Origin of the sequence: Sphingomonas sp. KC8 (assembly GCF_002151445.1) — a bacterium.
Lineage (GTDB): Bacteria > Pseudomonadota > Alphaproteobacteria > Sphingomonadales > Sphingomonadaceae > Sphingomonas_E.
Map to the genome: position 1 here is coordinate 469,608 of NZ_CP016306.1, position 19,788 is coordinate 489,395.

15 protein-coding genes are annotated in these 19,788 nt (G+C 61.8%); 6 read left to right on the forward strand and 9 right to left on the reverse strand.

The window, feature by feature from the left end:
* Positions 1-28: 28 nt before the first annotated feature.
* From KC8_RS02310 to KC8_RS02330, 5 genes are read right to left on the reverse strand one after another with little or no spacing between them, the layout of a single operon-like run.
* A complete protein-coding gene (locus KC8_RS02310; protein ID WP_010123754.1) occupies positions 29-973 on the reverse strand; it encodes an alpha/beta hydrolase in 945 nt (314 codons plus the stop codon).
* A 28-nt stretch (positions 974-1,001) separates the two neighbouring features.
* Positions 1,002-1,901: an SDR family NAD(P)-dependent oxidoreductase gene (locus tag KC8_RS02315; RefSeq protein WP_010123751.1), complete on the reverse strand. Its 900-nt coding sequence runs from the start codon at positions 1,899-1,901 to the stop codon at positions 1,002-1,004.
* A 31-nt stretch (positions 1,902-1,932) separates the two neighbouring features.
* Positions 1,933-2,595 carry a Dabb family protein gene (locus KC8_RS02320; protein ID WP_010123749.1) on the reverse strand — a complete coding sequence of 221 codons (663 nt, stop codon included), beginning with the start codon at positions 2,593-2,595 and terminating at the stop codon, positions 1,933-1,935.
* Positions 2,588-2,935: a hypothetical protein gene (locus KC8_RS02325; protein ID WP_010123747.1), complete on the reverse strand. Its 348-nt coding sequence runs from the start codon at positions 2,933-2,935 to the stop codon at positions 2,588-2,590. Before KC8_RS02325 ends, KC8_RS02320 begins: the two co-directional genes overlap by 8 nt.
* Positions 2,932-3,921, reverse strand: a complete 990-nt coding sequence (locus KC8_RS02330; RefSeq protein WP_029624289.1) for an NADP-dependent oxidoreductase — start codon at positions 3,919-3,921, stop codon at positions 2,932-2,934. The genes KC8_RS02325 and KC8_RS02330 overlap by 4 nt, the downstream gene beginning before the upstream one ends.
* 441 nt (positions 3,922-4,362) lie before the next feature.
* Between KC8_RS02330 and KC8_RS02335 the strand changes: the two genes are divergently transcribed.
* A complete protein-coding gene (locus KC8_RS02335; protein WP_010123745.1) occupies positions 4,363-5,799 on the forward strand; it encodes an NAD-dependent epimerase/dehydratase family protein in 1,437 nt (478 codons plus the stop codon).
* A gap of 44 nt (positions 5,800-5,843) precedes the next feature.
* Positions 5,844-7,148 (forward strand): sugar MFS transporter, encoded by a 1,305-nt coding sequence (locus KC8_RS02340; RefSeq protein ID WP_198360963.1) that lies wholly within the window; start codon positions 5,844-5,846, stop codon positions 7,146-7,148.
* Positions 7,149-7,199: 51 nt separating this feature from the next.
* On the opposite strand, the gene KC8_RS02345 is transcribed toward KC8_RS02340, so the two are convergent.
* The 3 genes from KC8_RS02345 to KC8_RS02355 all read right to left on the reverse strand — a co-directional run bounded on the left by KC8_RS02345 (position 7,200) and on the right by KC8_RS02355 (position 13,241).
* Positions 7,200-10,400: an alpha-L-rhamnosidase gene (locus tag KC8_RS02345; RefSeq protein ID WP_138956595.1), complete on the reverse strand. Its 3,201-nt coding sequence runs from the start codon at positions 10,398-10,400 to the stop codon at positions 7,200-7,202.
* A 113-nt stretch (positions 10,401-10,513) separates the two neighbouring features.
* Positions 10,514-11,566 carry an L-rhamnose/proton symporter RhaT gene (gene rhaT, locus KC8_RS02350; protein ID WP_010123741.1) on the reverse strand — a complete coding sequence of 351 codons (1,053 nt, stop codon included), beginning with the start codon at positions 11,564-11,566 and terminating at the stop codon, positions 10,514-10,516.
* A 121-nt stretch (positions 11,567-11,687) separates the two neighbouring features.
* Entirely contained in the window at positions 11,688-13,241 is a 1,554-nt protein-coding gene (locus tag KC8_RS02355; protein ID WP_232455601.1) for an FGGY-family carbohydrate kinase, read from the reverse strand.
* Here KC8_RS02355 and KC8_RS02360 point away from each other — a divergent pair.
* The 3 genes from KC8_RS02360 to KC8_RS02370 all read left to right on the forward strand — a co-directional run bounded on the left by KC8_RS02360 (position 13,216) and on the right by KC8_RS02370 (position 17,492).
* Positions 13,216-15,330, forward strand: coding sequence for a bifunctional rhamnulose-1-phosphate aldolase/short-chain dehydrogenase (locus KC8_RS02360; protein WP_029624288.1), 2,115 nt, complete (start codon positions 13,216-13,218; stop codon positions 15,328-15,330). The two genes, KC8_RS02355 and KC8_RS02360, sit on opposite strands and share 26 nt — an antisense overlap.
* 22 nt (positions 15,331-15,352) lie before the next feature.
* On the forward strand, positions 15,353-16,645 hold the full coding sequence (rhaI, locus tag KC8_RS02365; protein ID WP_010123738.1) for an L-rhamnose catabolism isomerase: 1,293 nt from the start codon (positions 15,353-15,355) through the stop codon (positions 16,643-16,645).
* 61 nt (positions 16,646-16,706) lie between these two features.
* On the forward strand, positions 16,707-17,492 hold the full coding sequence (locus KC8_RS02370) for a DeoR/GlpR family DNA-binding transcription regulator (RefSeq protein WP_029624287.1): 786 nt from the start codon (positions 16,707-16,709) through the stop codon (positions 17,490-17,492).
* A gap of 33 nt (positions 17,493-17,525) precedes the next feature.
* Here the strand turns inward: KC8_RS02370 and KC8_RS02375 are convergent, their stop codons facing one another.
* Positions 17,526-18,740 carry a cytochrome P450 gene (locus KC8_RS02375; RefSeq protein ID WP_010123735.1) on the reverse strand — a complete coding sequence of 405 codons (1,215 nt, stop codon included), beginning with the start codon at positions 18,738-18,740 and terminating at the stop codon, positions 17,526-17,528.
* Positions 18,741-18,900: 160 nt separating this feature from the next.
* On the opposite strand from KC8_RS02375, the gene KC8_RS02380 reads away from it, so the two are divergent.
* Positions 18,901-19,773 (forward strand): helix-turn-helix transcriptional regulator, encoded by an 873-nt coding sequence (locus KC8_RS02380; RefSeq protein WP_010123734.1) that lies wholly within the window; start codon positions 18,901-18,903, stop codon positions 19,771-19,773.
* Positions 19,774-19,788 lie beyond the last annotated feature (15 nt).

Here is a 19,788-nt window from a genome sequence, read left to right on the forward strand (position 1 = left end):
CCGCTTGGCGGATCTGAACGTCACGCGCTCAGACGCGGGCGATGGTGTAATGCTTTTTCAGAAAAGCGCAGGCGTCGTCCATGGCCTGCTGCGCGCCGGGCAGCATGCCGATCCACGATACGAAGCCGTGGACCATGCCGGCATAACGCTTCATCTCGACCGGCACGCCCGCGGCTTCGAGCTTGGCGGCGTAACGCTCGCCATCATCACGCGACGGATCGACTTCGGCTGTGCCCATATAGGCCGGGGCAAGCCCGGCATGGCTCTTGGCCCGGATGGGCGAGGCAAGCGGATGATGTTGGTCTGTCGCCGGGTTCGCCAGATATTGATGCCAGAAATAATGAACATCCTCGCGCGACAGCAGCGGGCCGTTCGCAAATTCCTGCGATGAAGCGGTTTCTTCCGAAGGGTAATTGCCCGAACCATAGAACATGACCTGGGCGGCAAGCTTGGGCGTGCCCGCATCGCGCGCGCGCAAGGCAACGCCCGCTGCCAGATTTGCCCCGGCGCTGTCGCCGGCAACAGCGATCAGGCCGGAATCCGCATTGATGTCCCCGGCATGGGCTGCGGTCCACAGCGTAGCCGCCCAGGCATCTTCGGCGGCGGCCGGGAAGGGGTTTTCGGGGGCAAGGCGATAGTCCACCGACACCACGACACTCTGAGCACCATGAGCGAGGGCACGGGCAATCATATCCTGCGTATCGAGATCGCCGACCACCCAGCCGCCGCCGTGAAAATACACAATGGCCGGAAATGGCCCTTCGCCTTGCGGTGTATAGATGCGTAGCGGGATGGACCCGCCAGGGCCTTCGATGGCGGTATCGACGATATTGGCGAGCGGTACGTCGAGCGGCGGAAAAGCAAGCGAACTTGCCCGCACATTCTTGCGCAATTCATCGACCGGCATGGTGCTGACGGGCGGCCATGCAGGCGCCCCGGCCAGCATCGCTTCAATCTGGGGATCAATGGGCACTGGAATCTCCAACTGCGTGGATGTGGACTTAGTAACCCGCCGCGGCGATGGCCGGATGCGACCAGGCGGGTGGTTCGGCAGGCGCAAGTTCGGTCAGCCCGTCGAGGGACATGACCGGCAACTTGTGCGCATGCGGCCAGTGCATCGAAAATGCGATGTGCCCGGTCCGTTCGCTTGCCGGCAGATGGCACATGGCGAGCACCGTTTCAGCCAGATAGGCGACGTCTTCGGTTGGATAGTCGCTCGGAATGAGATCCGACGCGCCGGGCGTGCGGATGGCCGTCGACGGGCCGACGACGTTGACCGCAATATTGCTATCTTCCATCTCGGCGGCGAGGCCTTGCGAAAAGCGATGGAGGGCTGCCTTCACGCTGGCATAGAGCGTATCGCCACCGGCTTTCGAATAGTCCGGGAAGGGCCGGGTCGGCGGCAATGACGTCACCGATCCGATGTTGACGATCCACCCGGCGCCAGCGGCCTTCATGCCCGGAATGGCATCGCGGATCAGTGAGAAGGGCGCCCGCAGATAATGGGTTATCGTGCGCTCGAACGTTTCGTCCGACATATCCTCGATGCGGCTGTAATCGGCATAGCCGGCATTGTTCACCAGGATATCAAGGCGTCCGGCTGCGGCGATCGCCCGTTCGACCAGCGTTCCCCGTTCGGCGGCATTTTCGAGGTCCGCGGCAACCGCAATCGCGCGTCCGCCCTGTGCCTCGATCAGCGCCACCGTTTCCGCAAGCGTGCCCGCGATCACCTGTTCGGCGCCGAACCGCTTTTGCGTGGCCGGTGCCGTGGCAGAACGGGCACTGACGACGACGGTCGCGCCGGCTGCCGCAAGGCGTTGCGCGATCGCTTGGCCGATGCCCCGGCTGGCGCCGGTGACGAGCGCGACTTTGCCGGCCAGTGGTTGCTGTGATGTGCTCATGAATAATGTCTCCTGTCGGAATTGTCGCGGATCAGCCGATGATCACGGCCGCATCAATCGCGCAGAATGTGTGCACGAGAACCGGATCGACGAGATGTTCTGTATATTCGGTGTCGAACCACCGTTCGACATGCGCCCAATGGGCCGGGTGCATCATGTACGGACCATTGAGGCCGTCGAGATTTTCATATTCCTGCTCCCAGACATGGGTCCAAGGGCGGGTGCCACTCGCCGTCGTCGCGCCGGACAGTTGCCAGCGACGAATGGATTTGATGTAGGAGGGCATCGACGCCGTCTGACGGCCAAAGGCCGCGAGCCGTTCGGCGGTTGGACGTACATTGGCGCAGAATAAGGCGACGCGATAAATGCCCGCTTTATCGGTCGTATCTCCCCGTAATCCGCCGTCGTAACCTACCCGTTCGAGGGTTGCGACCTGTGTTCCATCGGCAAGCTGCGCTTCGATAGTTTGCCAGTTTTCGGTGGCGAAGGCCCGTGCACATGCCGCCGCATCGTCGAAAACGAGACGGCACAGCAGATCGCCGCCATTATAGACGCCGGGCAGGGTAGGCTGGACAAGAAGGCCGCGTACATCCGGTAAAGCACGTCCCGCCGATTGCAGGGCTTCCGCAAACGCGGCGCGCGTTTCTGCCGTCGTTTCCGGAGTGTATCCGATCACCAGGAGAAGGTTATACATTGGCGAGCGCCTCCAACTGGCTTGCTTCGGCCGTGATCGATCGCTTGCGCGAGATGATGAAGGGGGGCGCTGTCTCCTCCCAGAAGGCGGTAACGTCCGTCGTCATCCGGGCGACGTGCTTGCTCACCCACATCGCGCCTGCATCGGGCACCGACCAGATGAGAAGGATGCGATTGGGTTCGTCATCAAGCCACATCGCCGGTTCGACCATCTGGTGCACCAGCGTCATCCCACGGCTGGCCGCACCGGGCGCATATTCTTTCAGATAGCGTTGCAGGAATGCCGGGCCATGGCCGGGGCGCACGACAACATCGTCGATGATCCAGATCGGCGCGCTCATTGGCCCGGCTCGTCGCTGACGTGCAGGACGATTTTGCCTCGCACATGTCCGGCGGCCACGCGCCCCTGTGCTATGGCAGCGTCCGCCAATGGCATGATCGTGATTTCGGGCGCGCGGATCCGTCCGGCGGCGAGTGCATCGACCAGACTTTTGAGTTGCCGTTCCTGATTGGCAAACGTCGAAGTGGTCGGGATGACGCGCACGCCCAATTGTTCGGCGCGTACGCTATCCGGCATCGGTTCATCGGCAATCAGCGTCGCGATTGGGGCGACGATGCCGCCTCTTTTCACAAGGTCGATGGACTCCAGCAAGGTGCCCTGTCCAACGGTATCGACAATCAGGTCCACCCCCTCGGGCGCCCACGCGCGGACGGCATCGCCAACATTGCCCAAGCGATAGTCGATCGCCAGATCCGCACCGAGGCTGCGAACATAATCGAGATTTGCCGGGCCGCAGGTTGCGGCCACTTCGGCGCCAGCCATCTTGGCAAGCTGGATGGCAAATCCGCCCGTGCCGCCGGCACCGCCGTTGATGAGGACTTTCTGGCCTGCGGAAGCGCCGCCGACATCGAATATCGCCTCCCATGCGGTGATGGCCGCTGTCGGCATTGCTGCCGCATCGCGCAGCGACACATGGTCGGGAAGCCTGACCACCCGTTCCTGATCGGAGGCAACATATTCGGCGTAGCTGCCGCGCTCGCCCTTGCCCTGGTTGGAGGATGTGACAACACGATCGCCAACCTTCAGGCCGGCCACGCCAGCGCCGATTTCGGCCACGATACCAGCGGCGTCAAAACCCACGACGAAGGGAAACTGATAGGCGAAATAGCGCGCGAGCCAGCCTTCACGGGCTTTCCAGTCGGCAGGATTGACGCTGGCATAAGCGACCTGGATAACAACGGCGCCGGGTGCGGCGCTTGGGCGTTCGATCTCGGCCATATGCAAAACTTCCGGGCCGCCAAAGCGGTCCAGGACCATCGCTCGCATTCCTTGCTCTCCCTCGCAGTCTTAAATCAAGTGAGTCATTACTAACATTGCTTCGGGTAGTTGCAATGGCGCATCGCGTGGCAGCTGTCGCGAATGTCTGGCCGCATGGCTTGATGCCTTGCAGAACGCAGCGGATCAATGATACGCGATCGTTAATTTAAGGCGGGGGGGGAGTAGGATGTGTCTGCGGTGCGACCGGCCGGCGCCTTCGGGGGCGGCCATATGAACATGGCCGCATCTACCCCAGGTTTGCGATCGTCCTTGGCATCAGCCTGTTTGTCGCCAGCGCATTCGCTGATCCCGCAATGTCCCGGGATTCGCGGCAACCTGCCGCGCGCGCGAACCGCTTGTGTGGTTCAGCACCGATCGGATTTCTGAGCGTCTCTTGCCATTCCCGATGGCTCTCTTGCCGAGCATTTCAAATCGAAAAGGTTCAAGCTGATGAAAGAAGCCGATCGGCCGCTTATTTTCCTGACCGGGGCGACTGGCACCATGGGCAGCGAGACGCTTGGTGAACTGCTTCGCCGCCGGGATCGATTTCGGGTGCGCATCCTCGTGCTGCCAAAGGAACGCAACTTGCCTTCTGTTCGCCGCTGGCTGCGCGATCCCGATATCGAAATCCTGTGGGGCGATCTGACGCGCTACGAGGATGTACTGGCGGGCGTCACCGGCGCTTCGCACGTTCTCCATGTCGGTGGGATGGTATCGCCAATCGCGGATCGTTTTCCCGAACTGACCATGCAGGTTAATGTCGGTGGCGCGCAGAATGTGGTTCGCGCGGTCCAGGCGCAACCGGATCCCGACGCTATCCGTCTCGTTTATATCGGGACGGTGGCGCAGACCGGTGGCCGGATGCCGCCGATCCATTGGGGACGGACGGGTGATCCGATCAAGATCAGCACGTTCGATCATTATGCCGTCAGCAAGACCAAGGCCGAGGCGATCGTGGCGGAATCCGGGCTGAGATACTGGGTGTCGATCCGTCAGACCGGCATGGCCCACGCCCAGATGTGGCGGATCTTTGACCCGATCATGTTTCATAATCCGATCAACGGCGTCTTCGAATGGTCGACGGCTAGGGATTCTGGCCGCTTGATGGCCAATCTGTGCGAGCCAACGGTGCCCGAGGCCTTGTGGCGCGGCTTTTACAATATGGGTGGCGGCGATGGTTCCCGCGTCATCAACCATGAATTCATGGTCAAGACCTTCGCGGCGCTCGGCATTGCGGACTACCGATTGGTCATCCAGCCGAACTGGTTCGCGACGCGCAACTTTCATGGCCAATGGTATAGCGATTCCGATCATCTCGAAGCCCTTGTCCCCTATCGAAGCCAGACGATCGATGCGTTTGTGATGGAACTGGCGAAGGCGGTGCCATGGGTCGTCAAGGCGTTTGCCGGCACGTTTCCGCGCGCTTTGGGCAATCGCATTCGCAAGCTCGCCGAAGCGCCAGGGGGATCGCTGCACTGGCTTGCCCATGACGAACGTGAGAATATCGCGGCCTATTTCGGGACGCGGGAGGAATGGGACGGGATCGCTGGTGACTGGGGCGCGTTCGAACTGGCCCAGCCTTCGCGTACGCCCAGCCTGATGGACCATGGCTATGACGAAAGTCGTTTGCCGGATCACTGGCATCTCGCCGACATGAAGTCGGCCGCGCAGTATCGCGGAGGCGCATGCGTCTCGCAATCAATGGAAGGGGCGCACCAGCCGCTCGACTGGCGGTGCGCGCTTGGCCATGATTTCCGGATGACGCCAAACCTTTTTCTGCGTGGCGGGCACTGGTGTCCTACCTGCATGACCGACCCTGCGAGCTATGCTGACGTCGCGGACGCGAGCCCGTTCTTTGCGCAGGCCTATATCGGGGGCAGGGGATGACCGGCGATGATCATAACCAGGGCCTTACAGCGAGGGAGGCGGGGGTGGACGACCAGATGGATCTGCTTTCAAGCGAGCAGGCGGCCGACCCGGCCGATAAATTGCTGTTTCGCTTGTGCCTCAGCCTGTTTTTTATCTGGGGTTTCGCGACGGTTCTCATCGATATTCTGGTGCCCAAGCTGAAGGCCCTGTTCATCCTGTCTTTTGCCGAGGTCATGCTGACGCAGTTTGCCTTCTTCATCGGCTATCTGGTTTTCTCCCTACCGGCGGGGGCGATCGTCCGGCGGTTTGGCTATATGCGCGGGATCATCGCGGGGCTGGGCATCATGGCGCTGGGCTGCCTGCTGTTTATTCCGGCCACCCGGTTCGGTGTCTTTGGCGGGTTCCTGCTGGCGCTATTTGTCATGGCGAGTGGTGTTACCACGTTGCAGGTGGCGGCGAACGCCGTGATCACATTGGCGGGGCCGCAGGGCACGTCGTCCGCGCGGCTGACCCTGGCGCAGGCGTTCAATTCGCTGGGGACCACGCTCGGCCCGCTGATCGGCGCGCGGCTTATCCTGAGCGACGACCTTGTCGCGATCGACCCCGAGCGGCTGTCCGCACCAGCCTTGGCCGCGCAGCGCGCGGTCGAAGCCAACGCCGTGGCGTTGCCCTTCATCGGTATCGCGATTGCCCTCGTCCTGCTGATGGCGGTGTTCTGGATGCGGCGCGATATGCTGACGGCGGCGGCACCCGATCGAAGCCACGGGTTGGTGAACGCAAGCCTGTTGCGTCGCCCCAGACTTGTCTTCGGCGTGCTGGCGATCTTTGCCTATGTCGGTGCCGAAGTGTCGATCGGCAGCCTGCTCGCCAATTATCTCATGCAGCCTTCGCTGCTGGCGACAACAGCGCTTCAGGCCGGCCAATTGGTCAGCCTCTATTGGGGTGGGGCGATGATTGGCCGTTTTCTGGGGGCATGGGTGCTCGGGCATATTCGTCCCGGTTTGGTGCTCGCGGTCCATGCGCTGTCAGCGATCCTGCTGGCAAGCCTGTCGGCCAGTTCGTCCGGGTGGATGGCGGCCGCAGCCATATTGGCGGTCGGCCTCGCCAATTCGATCATGTTCCCGACCATCTTTTCGCTGGCTCTGCGCGATCTTGGCGAAGATACGCCGGGTGGCTCGGCCTTATTGTGCCTCGGCATTGTCGGCGGGGCGATCGTGCCGCTGGCCAGCGGCTTTGTGGCGGATCATTTCGGCATGGCGGTTGCGCTGGCCGTGCCGATCCTCTGCTATGCCTGGGTGGCGTTTTACGGCCTCTTTTGCCTGCGATTGACCAACGCGACATCGCTCCCACCGGTTGCAGGGCATTGAAGCCAAGCCCTTCCTGACCCCCGCAACCTCGTTGTCGGGAGGCCACGGCATTCAGCCTGGTCCACCGGATATGGCGAACCGGTGGTGCCCCGCCCCGATCTCGATTGTCGTCGCGCCTTTGGCCTGAACCAGCTTTGCAAGCTGGTGTGATGCCAGCGGGCGACCATCCAGCGCGATCTGTCGAGGCGAGGCTGTGAGCACGACCTCGCCCGTCATGTTGGCCGGAAGCGTGACATCAAGGACCGACGCGCCTTTGTCGTAGCGCCAGTTCGTACGGATGAGGCCGGCCGAAGACATATAGTCGGCACCGGCGGTGCGCAGCCGAGGATCAAGGATCGGCGCAATACGCACCCGACTGAAACCGGGTTCCAGGGCTTCGATTCCGGCAATGCGGCGGAAGAGAAAGTCGCCGATCGCTCCGAACGCATAATGGTTGTAGCTATTCATCGAAACGTCGCCGCGGTCGCTGTTCCAGCGTTCCCACATCGTTGTCGCGCCCTGTTCGACCATATAGCCCCAGGACGGATATTCGCGTTGAAGCAGCAGCGTTATCGCTGTTCTTTCCTGGCCGGATGCAGCCAACGCATCGAGGATGTGAGGGGTGCCGAGGAAGCCGGTGGAAAGTTTGTTGCCCCTGGCGGCGATATCGGCGGCGAGCCGTCGCCCGGCTTCTAGCCGCGCTTCGGGCGAAAGCAGTCCAAAGCGGATCGCAAGCACATAGCCGGTCTGGCTTCCATTTCCGATCCGTCCGTCGCCGTCGACATAGGAATTGAGGAACGCCGAACGTATCCGTTCGAACAGCGCATGATATCCGCTCGCTTCGCCAGGTTTGCCGATCGCGATCGCCATTTCGGCCATCATGCGCGCATCGGCTGCCCAGAATGCGGTCCCGATCAGATCCTTTGGCGTTGTCGCGTCGCCTGGTTGTTTGGCATCGACTGCAAGCCAGTCGCCATAATCGGCGCCGCGCGATTTGACCCAGCGATGGTCGGGATTCTTGTCAAGTATCCACGCCATATAACGTTCCATCGCGGCCCAATTGTCCTCGATGACCCCCGTGCCACCATATTGGCGCCATGCCGTATAGGGCAGGATGATGCCCGCATCGGCCCATCCGGGGGACGAAAGGATCATGCCCGGCATGAAGGGAGGAATGACGTCGGGAAAACCACCGGACTTGCTCTGTCCTCGACGCATGTCGCCCATGACGCGCGCCGTATAAGCCTCGATGTCCATGTTATAGGCGGCAGCCGGCCAGAACACTTCGGCGTCGCCCATCCAGCCGAGCCGTTCGTCGCGTTGTGGGCAGTCGGTCGGCAAGCCAAAGAAATTGGATCGCTGGCTCCATACCGAGTTCTGCCAGAAGCGCTGGATGACGGGATCGCCGACTCTGAACGTGCCGGTGATGGGCAGATCGATATGGCCGACCAGCCCCTGCAGCGTCTCCGCCGTTGGCGGGTAGGGCAGGCCGCGAAGCTCGACATAGCGGAAGCCGTGATAAGTGAAGCGCGGCTCCCACACCTCCTCTCCCTCGCCCTTGAGGATGTAGATGTCGCGGGCAGCCGCCGTGCGAAGGTTGGACTGGTCGATCTCGCCGGAGGCTTTGAGGGTTTCGGAGAACCGCATTTCGATCCGGGTGCCGGCGTCGCCGCGAACGCGAAGCCGAGGCCAGCCTGCAAAATTCTGCCCGAAATCGAAGACATGGATGCCGGGTTGAACCGTGGTGATCGTCACCGGTTTCAACACGCGCGTGACCCGGATGGGTGGAGATAATTGGGGGTCGATGGCAATGTCGGGCGTGTCGGCGATCTCGGCGGGGCGCCATCCAGCGTCGGCAAAGCTGGCGGTCGTCCAGCCCGATTGTTCGAGCCGGGCGTCATAGGCTTCGCCGTCGTAAATTTCTGACGCGAGGATAGGCGAGGACGCGGTCTTCCATCCTTCGCCGCTTGCGATCACCTGCGTGGAACCGTCCTCATATGTGATTTCAAGTTGGGCCCGCACCCGGCAGGGCGCTGGCCCAAAGGCGAAGCGGGGACCGGCGCTATATTCGCTGCCATACCAGCCATCACCGACACAAAGGCCGATTGCGTTGGCGCCCTGATGCAGCATCGCGGTGACGTCGTAGGTCTGAAAGAGGATGCGCCGGGATGTGTCGGTTGATTGGGGCGCCATGCGTGCATCACCGACGCGGCTACCATTGATCCAGGCGTCGTAGACGCCGAGCGCAGTGGCATGCAGGTGGGCCGAACGAACCGGCCGGGCAACGTCGAAACCGTGTCGGAGCAGCACGGCAGAATAAGCCGGCCAGGGTTCGCCCACAGGCTTTTTCGCGGCCGGTACAGCGGTTTCCCAAAGCGTATCGTTGAAGGCGGTTGTCAGCCAGCCGGGCGTTGCCGTCAGGCTGGTCGTCCATCCTTGGGCGGTCGTTAGACGCGGTCCTTGCGGACCTCCAAGTCGGAGGATGGCGGCAAGTGCCGGTGGCTGCGCTTCGAAACCCGATGCGCGTTTCACCGCCGCCGCGATCACGTTGCGGCCTCGCGGCAACACCAGGCGATAGCGAGCCATTCTCGTCCAGCGAACCGGATCATCCTGATCGGCGACCAGCGGCTGACCGTTGAGCCACAATCCACTGAGTTCGGTTCCGGACAGGAACAGTTCGGCAGTGGTTGGATCGTCGGGCTGGATGGTGGTTCGATAATAGCGTTCCTGTCCGACCGCCATCGCGCCGCTGCCGCTTATCCAATTGATCCCTGCCTTGCGGTCGAGACGCGCCGCCTCGGTTTCGCACGCGAGCCATTGCGCGGACCAGTCATCGGGTGAAACCAGTCCGGTTTCCCAGAAACTCGGCCGGCTGATGGTGGGCTCGCGATGGTGCGCATCCCAGATTTCGACACGCCACCACAGCCGTGTTCGCGCCGGCATCGCCGGACCCGAATATTTGATCCGGCAGCCATTCGTCGAAGCGATGCGGCCACTGTCCCACACCAGTTTTTGGTGGTTCGCAAGGTCGGCTTCGGCGCGCGCCACAATCACGCGAAAGGCAGCTTGCTGCGATCCGGGTGCAGCAGCCAGTTTCCAGGAAAAGTAAGGAATATGATCGGCGAGTGCGAGCGGTTCGACCAGAGCGCATACACGCATGTCGACTACGGCCATTTGGGCGATTTTCTTGCCGGTGCCGGCCTGTACTGCCTGACCCAGCGGGCTGATCGCCCCGAATCCCAGCGCCATCGCGCCGCGCCGATCAATCTCCATCATAATTCTCCCGTCGATTTTCTGGCCGAATGGCCGGGCTGTTGCCGCGTCTGGGCGGCCATATTTCCTGGCCGGCGCGCTTCCCGTGATGGGGTATGTATCGGACGCACGGGTCAATCGACCGCGAGATAGTTGCCGATGCCGATTACGATGGTTGATCCAACCAGCAGGCCGATGCCGGTCCAGACCATAGTGCGGACGCGTGCGGAAGTGCCCGACCATTCCTTGAGGACAAAGCCCCACAGCGTCGAGAACAGGATGATGGACGCCATATGCAAGGTCCAGGAGGAGAAGCCGTAACGGCCCATCTGGCTCTCACCCATCGTGTAGAAGAAGAACTGAAAGTACCAGAGCGTCCCGCCGAGCGCGGCGAGCATATAGTTGCGCGCGAGCGGCGGCCGTTCGGCTTCCTGACTATTTCCGACCAGTTCCTTCAGGCTGCGGTTGCGCGCGATCAGGATCGAGCACCAGATCAGGTTCGTCGTCAGCCCGCCGGCCAGGACCACGCAGAGTACCGGCAAGCCTTGCCACAGCGGGTTGGTGCCGGCGGCCAGCGACGCCGCCCGGATCGGCGCACCAGCTTCGAGACCCCAGGCAAAGCAACCCGACATGACACCTGAGAAGATCGCGATCGCGATACCCTTTTTCAGGTTGAACTCGGTCTTTTGGGCCACGGCGCCAAGCTCGAGCGCCTTGGCCCGGCCGGCGCGTGCGACAACGATGATGCCGGCGAGCGTAATCGCAATACCAATGAGGGTCATCGTCCCGCTGGCCGTGGCTGCGAGCGCGCCTAATGTTCCCCGAAAGATCGGTGGACCCATCGTCCCGATGATGGTGGTGAGGCCCAAAGCGACCGCCATGCCGAGTGATAATCCGAGATAGCGCATGGTCAGGCCGAAAGTCAGGCCGCCAAACCCCCACATCAGCCCCCAGAACCAGCACCAGAAAAGTGTGTCGCCCGCCGTTGCGCCGAGCACGCCGAGGAGGTCGTGCGTCTGCACGCTGGCGAAAAACCAGGGCGCGATAAGCCAGGAAAAGACGCCGCCGACGATCCAGAATATCTCCCAGGACCAGCCGCGAATGCGCTTATAGGGCACATAGAAGCTGGCGGACGACAGCCCCCCCATCCAATGGAACACCACGCCGATTAGCGGGTTGCCGTTCATTCTTATCCCCTTCTCCCAGCGCTTTGGCGCGCCTGTTATTGCTCAATCAGATTGTCTTGGCCGATCTCGCCTGGGTTGCGCGCGCCGGTCAGTGGCATCGCGACGCGGGTTACGGCTGCTTTCACGCGGCAATTTCCATATCCGCGATGCGTTCTTGCCAGACGTGCCGATAGGAGGCGATGTCCTGATCGAATGGAGCCACGCGCTGCAGGTGCGAGGGAGGAGGTAAGACAGGATGAAGCAGGCGGAGCGCGCCGAACGACACGTCATTATCCGCATTGCCGACGTAGACGGCACAATCTGGCCTAAGCGACGCGAGCGCGCGGACCAAAACGTGGGCTTTGGCAAAACGCCCTTCGATAAGCAGCGTACCGCGCGATCCGATGAGATCGAGCGAGCGATCAGCGACAAGAGCGGCGTAGAGGCTGACGGCGGCACGGCGCTCGGCCAGATCAGCGGGCATACCCACCCAGCGACCACGGGCATTCGGGAAAGGACCGAACCCTGCGGCAAAGGTCGGCAGTACCATGGTGCCAGTCGCAAGAATGTCCGGCATCGCCGCTACCAGATGCGGTTGATCGGGTACGATATCGATGCGCCGCGTGTCTATGCCGGTCAGCGTTTCGATCTCGCGTCCGCCCATGAAGCGTGCCGATGGAATGGCGCGGCCGTGAACATCGACATTGATGAGGCAGTCGCGAGCTTCGGAAAGGCTGGACAGATTGAACGCTTCGTCGGCACCTGGCGTCCGCATGGCAACGAACCAGGTGCCGGTGGATAGTACGGTGGATTCCTGTTCGGCAATTTCAGGGAAAGCCCGCGCGGCTTCCAGTGCGGCATTCGAATCGTGCAGGCCGCAATGGATTTGCACGGTCGTGGGCAATCCGGTGCGTGCGGCCCATTCGGGCGTGAGCTGCCCCAGTACGTCGCCGGCGCGTCTCAGGGGGGCGAGCCGTTCGGCCCAGCCGCGCCGGCTCGCAAGGGCCGATGGCACGCCTTCGACCGGACACCAAAGATCGCTGTGGCAGCCAAGGCTGGTCGCTTCGCTGGCCATGATGCCGGATAGCCGCCAGGCCCAATATTGAGGCCACAGCAGGATTGCAGCCCCAGGCCCGAGCAATCCTGGATGCCGCCGTTCCAGAAAATGCAGTTGCGCGCCAAGGTTCAGTCCATCGGGGAAAGCGGGCGATCCGGTGGCCGCAAAGGCGTCTCTTTCGGATGCGTAAGACAATCGCTCATCGACGGGGATCGGAGTTTCATAGTCCATGACCGGGCAGGCAAGGCGGCCGTCACGCACGATAGCGGCCGCCGCACCATGGGCCACGGGAATGATGGCGCTGATCGGGCCGAGACCCGCAAACTCCCGGAGCGTTTCGGCGACCCACGCTTCGATCCCGTCATGATCTAGTGCGACATAGTTTCCGGCATCAATGCGCGCATTGGGCCTGATTCGCCGCGCAACTAGGCCACCGGCGGCGGTCCAAAGCGTCAGCTTTGACAGTGTTTTGCCGATATCCAGCACCACGGTGAGCCTCACCAAGACCGCCCTCTCTGCGTATTTATGATTGAATATTAGCGAATATGATTGAAGCTTGCCAAGCGCTTTGTTACGAGGAGCATCAGCTTTCCGGCATTTAAAAGAGGTAATGATGCTGCGCGTGCCCGACTCCGCCAAGGTCCAAGCGGCGCTTTCCTTCAGTGTGCCGACCGATCGGTGGTCATCAGAGGATGCCGCGACGAAATCAGCGGAGGACTTGCTGCTCTATCGCTCAAACCTCCTCGGATCCGATTTGACCGTCACCAATTTTGGCGGCGGTAACACGTCGGCCAAGATCGAGGCGCGCGATCCGCTGACCGGGGAAGCCGTAAATGTTCTGTGGGTCAAGGGGTCGGGCGGTGACATCGGGTCGATGAAGCTTGATGGCTTTTCCAGCCTCTATCTCGACAAACTACTGGGGCTTGAGGCGCTCTATCGTGGGGTTGCGCACGAGGATGAGATGGTCGCCTATCTCCCGCATTGCACCTTCAACCTCAATCCGCGCGCGGCGTCGATCGACACCCCGCTTCATGGCTACCTGCCCTTCGCTCATATCGACCATGTTCATCCCGATGCGATCATTGCGCTTGCCGCGTCTTCCGACGGCGAGGCCGCCACCAAGATGATTTGGGGCGGTGCGATCGGCTGGCTGCCGTGGAAGCGGCCCGGATTCGATCTGGGACTACGTTTGCGCGATTATGTTGCTGCCCATCCGGGATTGCGCGGTGTCATGCTCGCGGGGCACGGCATCATCTGCTGGGGCGACAGTTCTGAAGATTGCTATCACAACACTATTGCGCTGATCGGGGATGCCGCGCGCTATTTGAACGAACGGCTGGCAAATGGCCCAGCCTTTGGCGGGCAAGTGGTGGCTCCACTTGATCCTGAGGCGCGCCGCGCCGTGGCCGCCAGGCTGATGCCGCTGCTGCGAAGCCTGATGCCGGGAGCAGGCGGAAAGATCGGGCATTTCTCGGACAATGCCGAGGTGCTTGAATTTGTCGGCGGTCGCGATTTCGAGCGGCTTGCTGCCATTGGTACGTCCTGTCCCGATCATTTCCTGCGTACCAAGATCGCACCGCTTACACTTGATCCTGCAAGGCTGGGCGACAGGGATTATCTGGCCGGGCGGCTGGAGGCGTATCGCGCTGCCTACAAGGCCTATTATGACCGCTGTGCCGGGCCGGGCGATCCTGCGATGCGCGATCCCAATCCTGTCGTTGTGCTGGTGCCCGGCGTCGGGCGCATCACCTTTGCGGCAGACAAGCTCACCTCGCGACTGGCCGGTGAATTTTATGGGAATGCGATCAACGTCATGCGTGGTGCCGAAGCCATCGGTGGTTATGTCGGACTTGATGAACGCGAAGCTTTCAACATCGAATATTGGGCGCTCGAAGAAGCCAAGCTCCAGCGCATGCCCAAACCCCGGCCGCTGGTCGGCCAGGTTGCGCTGGTAACGGGGGCCGCAGGCGGAATCGGACTGGCCACGGCGCGCCGGCTTGCCGCGGACGGGGCCTGCGTGATGCTGGCCGATCGTGATGGCGAAACCCTTGAGCGGGCAACGGCCGGCCTGATGACGGCGTTCGGCGCGGATATCATCCGCGCCACCATTTGCGACGTGACCGACGAGGCACAGGTGCAAGCCGCATTTGATGCTGCGGCCACAGAATTTGGCGGGGTCGACATTCTCGTCGCCAATGCCGGCATCGCCTCTTCTGCACCCATCGAGGAAACGACGGTGGCGCTCTGGCGGAAGAATTACGATGTGCTGGTTGAAGGCTATTTCCTCGCGGCGCGCGCAGCCTTTCCGCTAATGCGCCAGCAGAAGGGCGGTTCGATCATTTTCATCGGTTCCAAGAATGCGTTGGCGGCAACGCCCAATGCAGCGGCTTACGCCTCGGCCAAGGCGGCCGTGGTTCATCTGGCCCGCTGCCTTGCCGTGGAAGGGGCGTCTGACGGTATCCGTGTCAATGTCGTCAATCCTGATGCCGTCATTCAAGGGTCGCGCATCTGGGATGGTGACTGGCGCAAGGAACGTGCCGGCGCTTATGGGGTCGATCCCGGCCAGGAGCTTGAGGAGTTCTACCGCAACCGTTCGATGCTGAAGCGCAATGTGCTTCCCGAAGATATCGCCGAAGCCGTCTATTTCTTTGCGTCGGATGCGTCCGCCAAATCGACCGCCAACATCATCAATGTGGACGCCGGCAATGCCCAGGCGTTTACCCGCTGAACCGGGCGCAGGAGAAAACAGGATGGCCGAACTGCCGCTTTCGCAAGACCAGATCGCCGAACTGAACGCGGCGGATGCCGACGCACTGGCAGACGATTATGACAGTCTCGGGCGTCAACTCGGCCGCCGTGGCATCGCCATCGATACGATCAAGTCGAGCGTCGCACGCTTTTCTGTCGCGATCCCGACCTGGGGGGCGGGCAGGGGTGGGACCCGCTTTGCCAAATTTCCCATCGCCGGCGAACCGACCAACATCCACGAGAAGCTGGAGGACTGTGCGGTCGTCAATCAATTGTCCCGCGCAACGCCCAGGGTTTCGCCACATTTCCCATGGGACAAGGTGAGCGATTATGTGGAACTGCGCGAGGAAGCGGCTAACCTGGGCCTTGGCTTTGATGCGATCAATTCCAATACGTTTCAGGATCAGCCGAACCAGGCACACAGCTATTCCACCGGGTCGCTTACATCGACGGTTGCCGAGACGCGGGCGCAGGCCATCGCGCATAACATCGAATGTATCGAAATCGGCCGCCAGCTGGGTGCGCGGGATCTGACCGTCTGGATCGGCGACGGCACCAATTTTCCCGGGCAGCAGGATCTAGGGCGGTCGCTTGATCGTTATCTTGAGGCGGCCGCGCAAATCTATGCAGCCTTGCCCGACGATTGGCGGATGCTGCTCGAACATAAAATGTACGAGCCTGCATTCTATTCGACGGTGATTTCCGACTGGGGTTCGTCGATCCTTGCCGCTCAGGAACTCGGCCCCAAGGCCAAGTGTCTCGTTGACCTTGGGCATCATGCGGCCAACGTCAATATCGAACAGATCGTTGCCCGCCTCCACCGGTTCGGCAAGCTGGGCGGCTTCCATTTCAACGACAGCAAATATGGCGATGACGATCTCGACACCGGATCGATCAATCCGCACCAGCTTTTCCTCGTCTTCAACGAACTGGTGGAGGCCGAGCTTCATCCCCGGGACGGCTTTGCGCCAAATTATATGATCGACCAGTCGCATAATGTGACCGATCCGATCGAAAGCATGATTTCGTCCGCGGAGGCGATTGCGGGCGCATATGCCAAGGCCCTGCTGGTCGATCGCGAGGCGCTTCATCTTGCGCAGGACCATAATGACACGATGATGGCGTTCCAGGCGCTCCGCCACGCGTATCGCACCGATGTGACGCCGATCCTTGCCATGGCGCGCATGGAAGCGGGGGGCGCGATCGACGCGCTGGCTGCCTACCGCGCGAGCGGGTGGCGCGAGCGCAAGGCACAGCAACGTCGGCCCGTTGGTTTGGGCGCAGGTATCGTCTGATCCTTGCGCACGGCAGCGCTTCTTGGAATAGCGACGCGTAAGGATGCGGAAGGGAACGGGCATGCACGCCGCTGAGCGCGAAACGGCGATATTGTCGCTTCTGGAAGATAAGGGATTCATAGCGTTCCGGGATATTGAGCGTCGGCTCGATGCTTCGCCGGCAACGCTCAGGCGGGATCTTGATCGGTTGGCCGGCAAGGGACGCGTCGTGCGCGTCCATGGTGGTGTGTCGCTGCCAGTGTCGTCAACGCCGGCGGCGGTGGCGACAGGGCTGACAGGCGTGCCGTTTCACGAGAACATCCATCGCAACCGTCTGCAGAAGGAAGCGATCGGACGCGCTGCCGCTGAATTTTGTTCGCATGGCGAGGCGATCATGATCGATGGCGGTTCAACGACCTTGCAGATGTGCCCCCATCTTTCCGGCCTCGAACTTCAGGTGCTGACCAATTCGCTGCACATCGTGAGCGCGCTGCTGGGGCAGCCGGGGACGCGCCTGACGGTGCCCGGCGGTTCGGTGTTCCCCGAGCAGAACATCATCCTGGCGCCGGCCGGTGATGATCTCATGCCCAGATTTCATGCGCCGAAGCTGTTTATGAGCGCCGCGTCCGTCGGTCCGCAGGGGGCGATGCAGGCCGATGTCGTTCTGGTCGGTGCCGAACGCCGCCTGATCGAACGGGCCGAACAGGTTATCCTGCTTGTCGACAGCAGCAAGTTCGGCTCGTCGTCCGGTAATGTCGTTTGCGGTCTCGACGAGATAGACGTCCTGATCAGCGACGATGGCCTGCCCAATGAGGCCCGCGAACTCCTGGCCAGCCACAAGGTTCGCGTCATCATCGCCGAAAGCTGATCTAACCGTTCATGTCGAGGGTTCGCGTCGCGATCAGCCCCATTCCAGTGGCAATGCGGCGAGCATGATTGTGGCGCCGGGCAGCGTTTCGATCGCTGCCCCAGGGGCCGGCCGCAGCCCCGGCATCGCGGGCAGCAGTTCTTCCAGCATGACGCGAAGCTGGGTGCGTGCGAGGAACGCGCCGGGGCACAAATGCGGACCGGCCCCGAACCCGCCATGCTTGATGCGGCTGTGCCCGCCCCGGCCAAAATCCACCGATAGCGGATCGGGAAAGGCACGGGCGTCCAGCCCTGATATCGGTGTTGAGGCGAGGACGGGATCGCCTGCCTTGAACTGAATCCCGTGATATTCGAAGTCCTTGGCCGCCATCCGTCCGATGTTGGAAATGCCAAATCGGCGGAGCAATTCTTCCAGCGCGATGGGAATGAATTTCGGGTCGTCGATCAGCATTTGGCGGTGGTGTGGATTTTCCGCCATGAATTTCATGATGTGGGTCATTTGCGAGGTCACCGTATCCAGGCCGCCGGCAAACAGCATCATCGTGATCGAGTGCATTTCATCGAAGGTGAGGGTGCGGCCGTCGATCCGCGCATTCACCATCGCCTGGAACATGCTGCCGCTGTTGGCGGCAACGTCTGCCAATTGTTCGGCGAGCCATTCGCGGATGAAGCGATCGGCCCCGGCAAAGCCGCGCGTGGTTTCCTCCAGCGTTCGCCCACGAAAGATATCGCGGACCCAGATGATGCAATCGTCGCGGTGCGCAAGATCGCATCCCATCATCAGCAGGAAGATTTCGACGGGCAGCTTGGCGGCAAAGTCCGCCACGAATTCGCATCGCTTGGCCTGGAAACCAGTGAGAAGCGCGCGCGTGTGGGCGCGGCTATCCCGTTCAAGCGTCCGCAGTGCTCGCGGTGAGAACAGGTTCTGCGTGAAGATCTTGCGATAGGCAGTGTGCTGCGGCGGATCGAAGCTGTTGGGGATCAGCTTCATCGGGTTTTCGATCTTGGGAATGGCGAGCGACGTGGCAGTGAACAGATCGTGCCGGCTGAAGACTTCGGCGATCAGTTCGCTCCGTGTCACCACCCAATATCCGCCAAGATCGGGCGAAAAGAAGATGTCGGGCCGATCGTTCATGCGAGCGATGTATCCCCATGGATCGCGCCGCAGTTCCGCATCGTTGCGGAAATCGAAATGAATGACGCGTTCGGGCGGTACATGTGCCGGAACGGCTGTGGCGGATGCTGGCATGGGACTCTCCCTTTCAGGGGCGAGTGATGCTGGCAGCAGGGTAGCCGGGCAATGGGATGAACCGCTGCCATTCCGACAATATCATGACGAACGGACAGAAACGGCGTAGCGTGCGCGCCGAGGCTCGCCCAATGCAGGGAATGCAGCCAGGGGCCAGACCATGAGCATCAGTCCCAACATCCTTGCCGAAATTCGCCTGCCGGCCATTGATCTGCAATTGATCGAATGGTGGTGGCCGACACCGATGGATGTCGTGGCAACAGAAGATCGCCACATGATCGAAATGTCCTTGCCCCCGTTTGCAACGGATGGCCGTGCCTGTTTTCCGGATGTGGATCCCGAGGGCTATGGTTTCATGGGTAATATCTTCCTGCGACCGGCTGGTATGCAGGTGCGGGCCAAGAGCGCCGGCGGACAGATCCGGGTGGTGCGCTGCGCGGTTGATCCGGGGCGGTACGCGGCGACGGTGGGCAAATATTTTGAATGGACACCTGCGGAGCTTGCCACCTGCCTCAATCTGCGGGGCGGTGCGATGCAGTCCTTGCTGCATCGATTGCGACAGGAACTTGAGGCACCCGGTCTCGCCAGCGCGGCCCTGGCGGAAGCTTACGCATCCGCGCTGATGATTGAAACTGCCCGGTGCATCACGTTCAGCCGCGAAGTGGCCGCCCATGGCCGGCTGGCAGCCTGGCAATATCGCAAGGTGGCCGAACGCCTGGCCGAGCCGGGGCCTGCCCCCAATGTGGTGGAACTGGCCGCCCTGTGTGGCATCGGCAGCCGGCATTTCCTGCGGTTGTTCCATAACCTTACCGGGGAAACCGTTACGGCCCATATCGAGCGCGTCCGCATGGATCGCGCCCGGCAAATGCTGGTCGAAACCGACCTGCCATTGAAGGAAATCGCGGCACGGCTGGGCTTTGCCCATGCCGGTAATTTTTCGGCGGCGTTCCGGCGGGTGACTGATTTCAACCCCAGGCTGTTTCGTCAGCACAACCGGCGCCCGGGTGCGGCTGCGGATGGTTCCGGGGTGTGATCGAGTGACTTCGAT

Coding starts and splice junctions, on each gene's coding strand:
- KC8_RS02315 (WP_010123751.1), bottom strand. CDS start 1,901: ATGAGCACATCACAGCAACCACTGGCCGGCAAAGTCGCGCTCGTCACC.
- KC8_RS02320 (WP_010123749.1), bottom strand. CDS start 2,595: ATGTATAACCTTCTCCTGGTGATCGGATACACTCCGGAAACGACGGCA.
- KC8_RS02325 (WP_010123747.1), bottom strand. CDS start 2,935: ATGAGCGCGCCGATCTGGATCATCGACGATGTTGTCGTGCGCCCCGGC.
- KC8_RS02330 (WP_029624289.1), bottom strand. CDS start 3,921: ATGCGAGCGATGGTCCTGGACCGCTTTGGCGGCCCGGAAGTTTTGCAT.
- KC8_RS02335 (WP_010123745.1), top strand. CDS start 4,363: ATGAAAGAAGCCGATCGGCCGCTTATTTTCCTGACCGGGGCGACTGGC.
- KC8_RS02345 (WP_138956595.1), bottom strand. CDS start 10,400: ATGGAGATTGATCGGCGCGGCGCGATGGCGCTGGGATTCGGGGCGATC.
- rhaT (WP_010123741.1), bottom strand. CDS start 11,566: ATGAACGGCAACCCGCTAATCGGCGTGGTGTTCCATTGGATGGGGGGG.
- KC8_RS02360 (WP_029624288.1), top strand. CDS start 13,216: ATGCTGCGCGTGCCCGACTCCGCCAAGGTCCAAGCGGCGCTTTCCTTC.
- rhaI (WP_010123738.1), top strand. CDS start 15,353: ATGGCCGAACTGCCGCTTTCGCAAGACCAGATCGCCGAACTGAACGCG.
- KC8_RS02370 (WP_029624287.1), top strand. CDS start 16,707: ATGCACGCCGCTGAGCGCGAAACGGCGATATTGTCGCTTCTGGAAGAT.
- KC8_RS02375 (WP_010123735.1), bottom strand. CDS start 18,740: ATGCCAGCATCCGCCACAGCCGTTCCGGCACATGTACCGCCCGAACGC.
- KC8_RS02380 (WP_010123734.1), top strand. CDS start 18,901: ATGAGCATCAGTCCCAACATCCTTGCCGAAATTCGCCTGCCGGCCATT.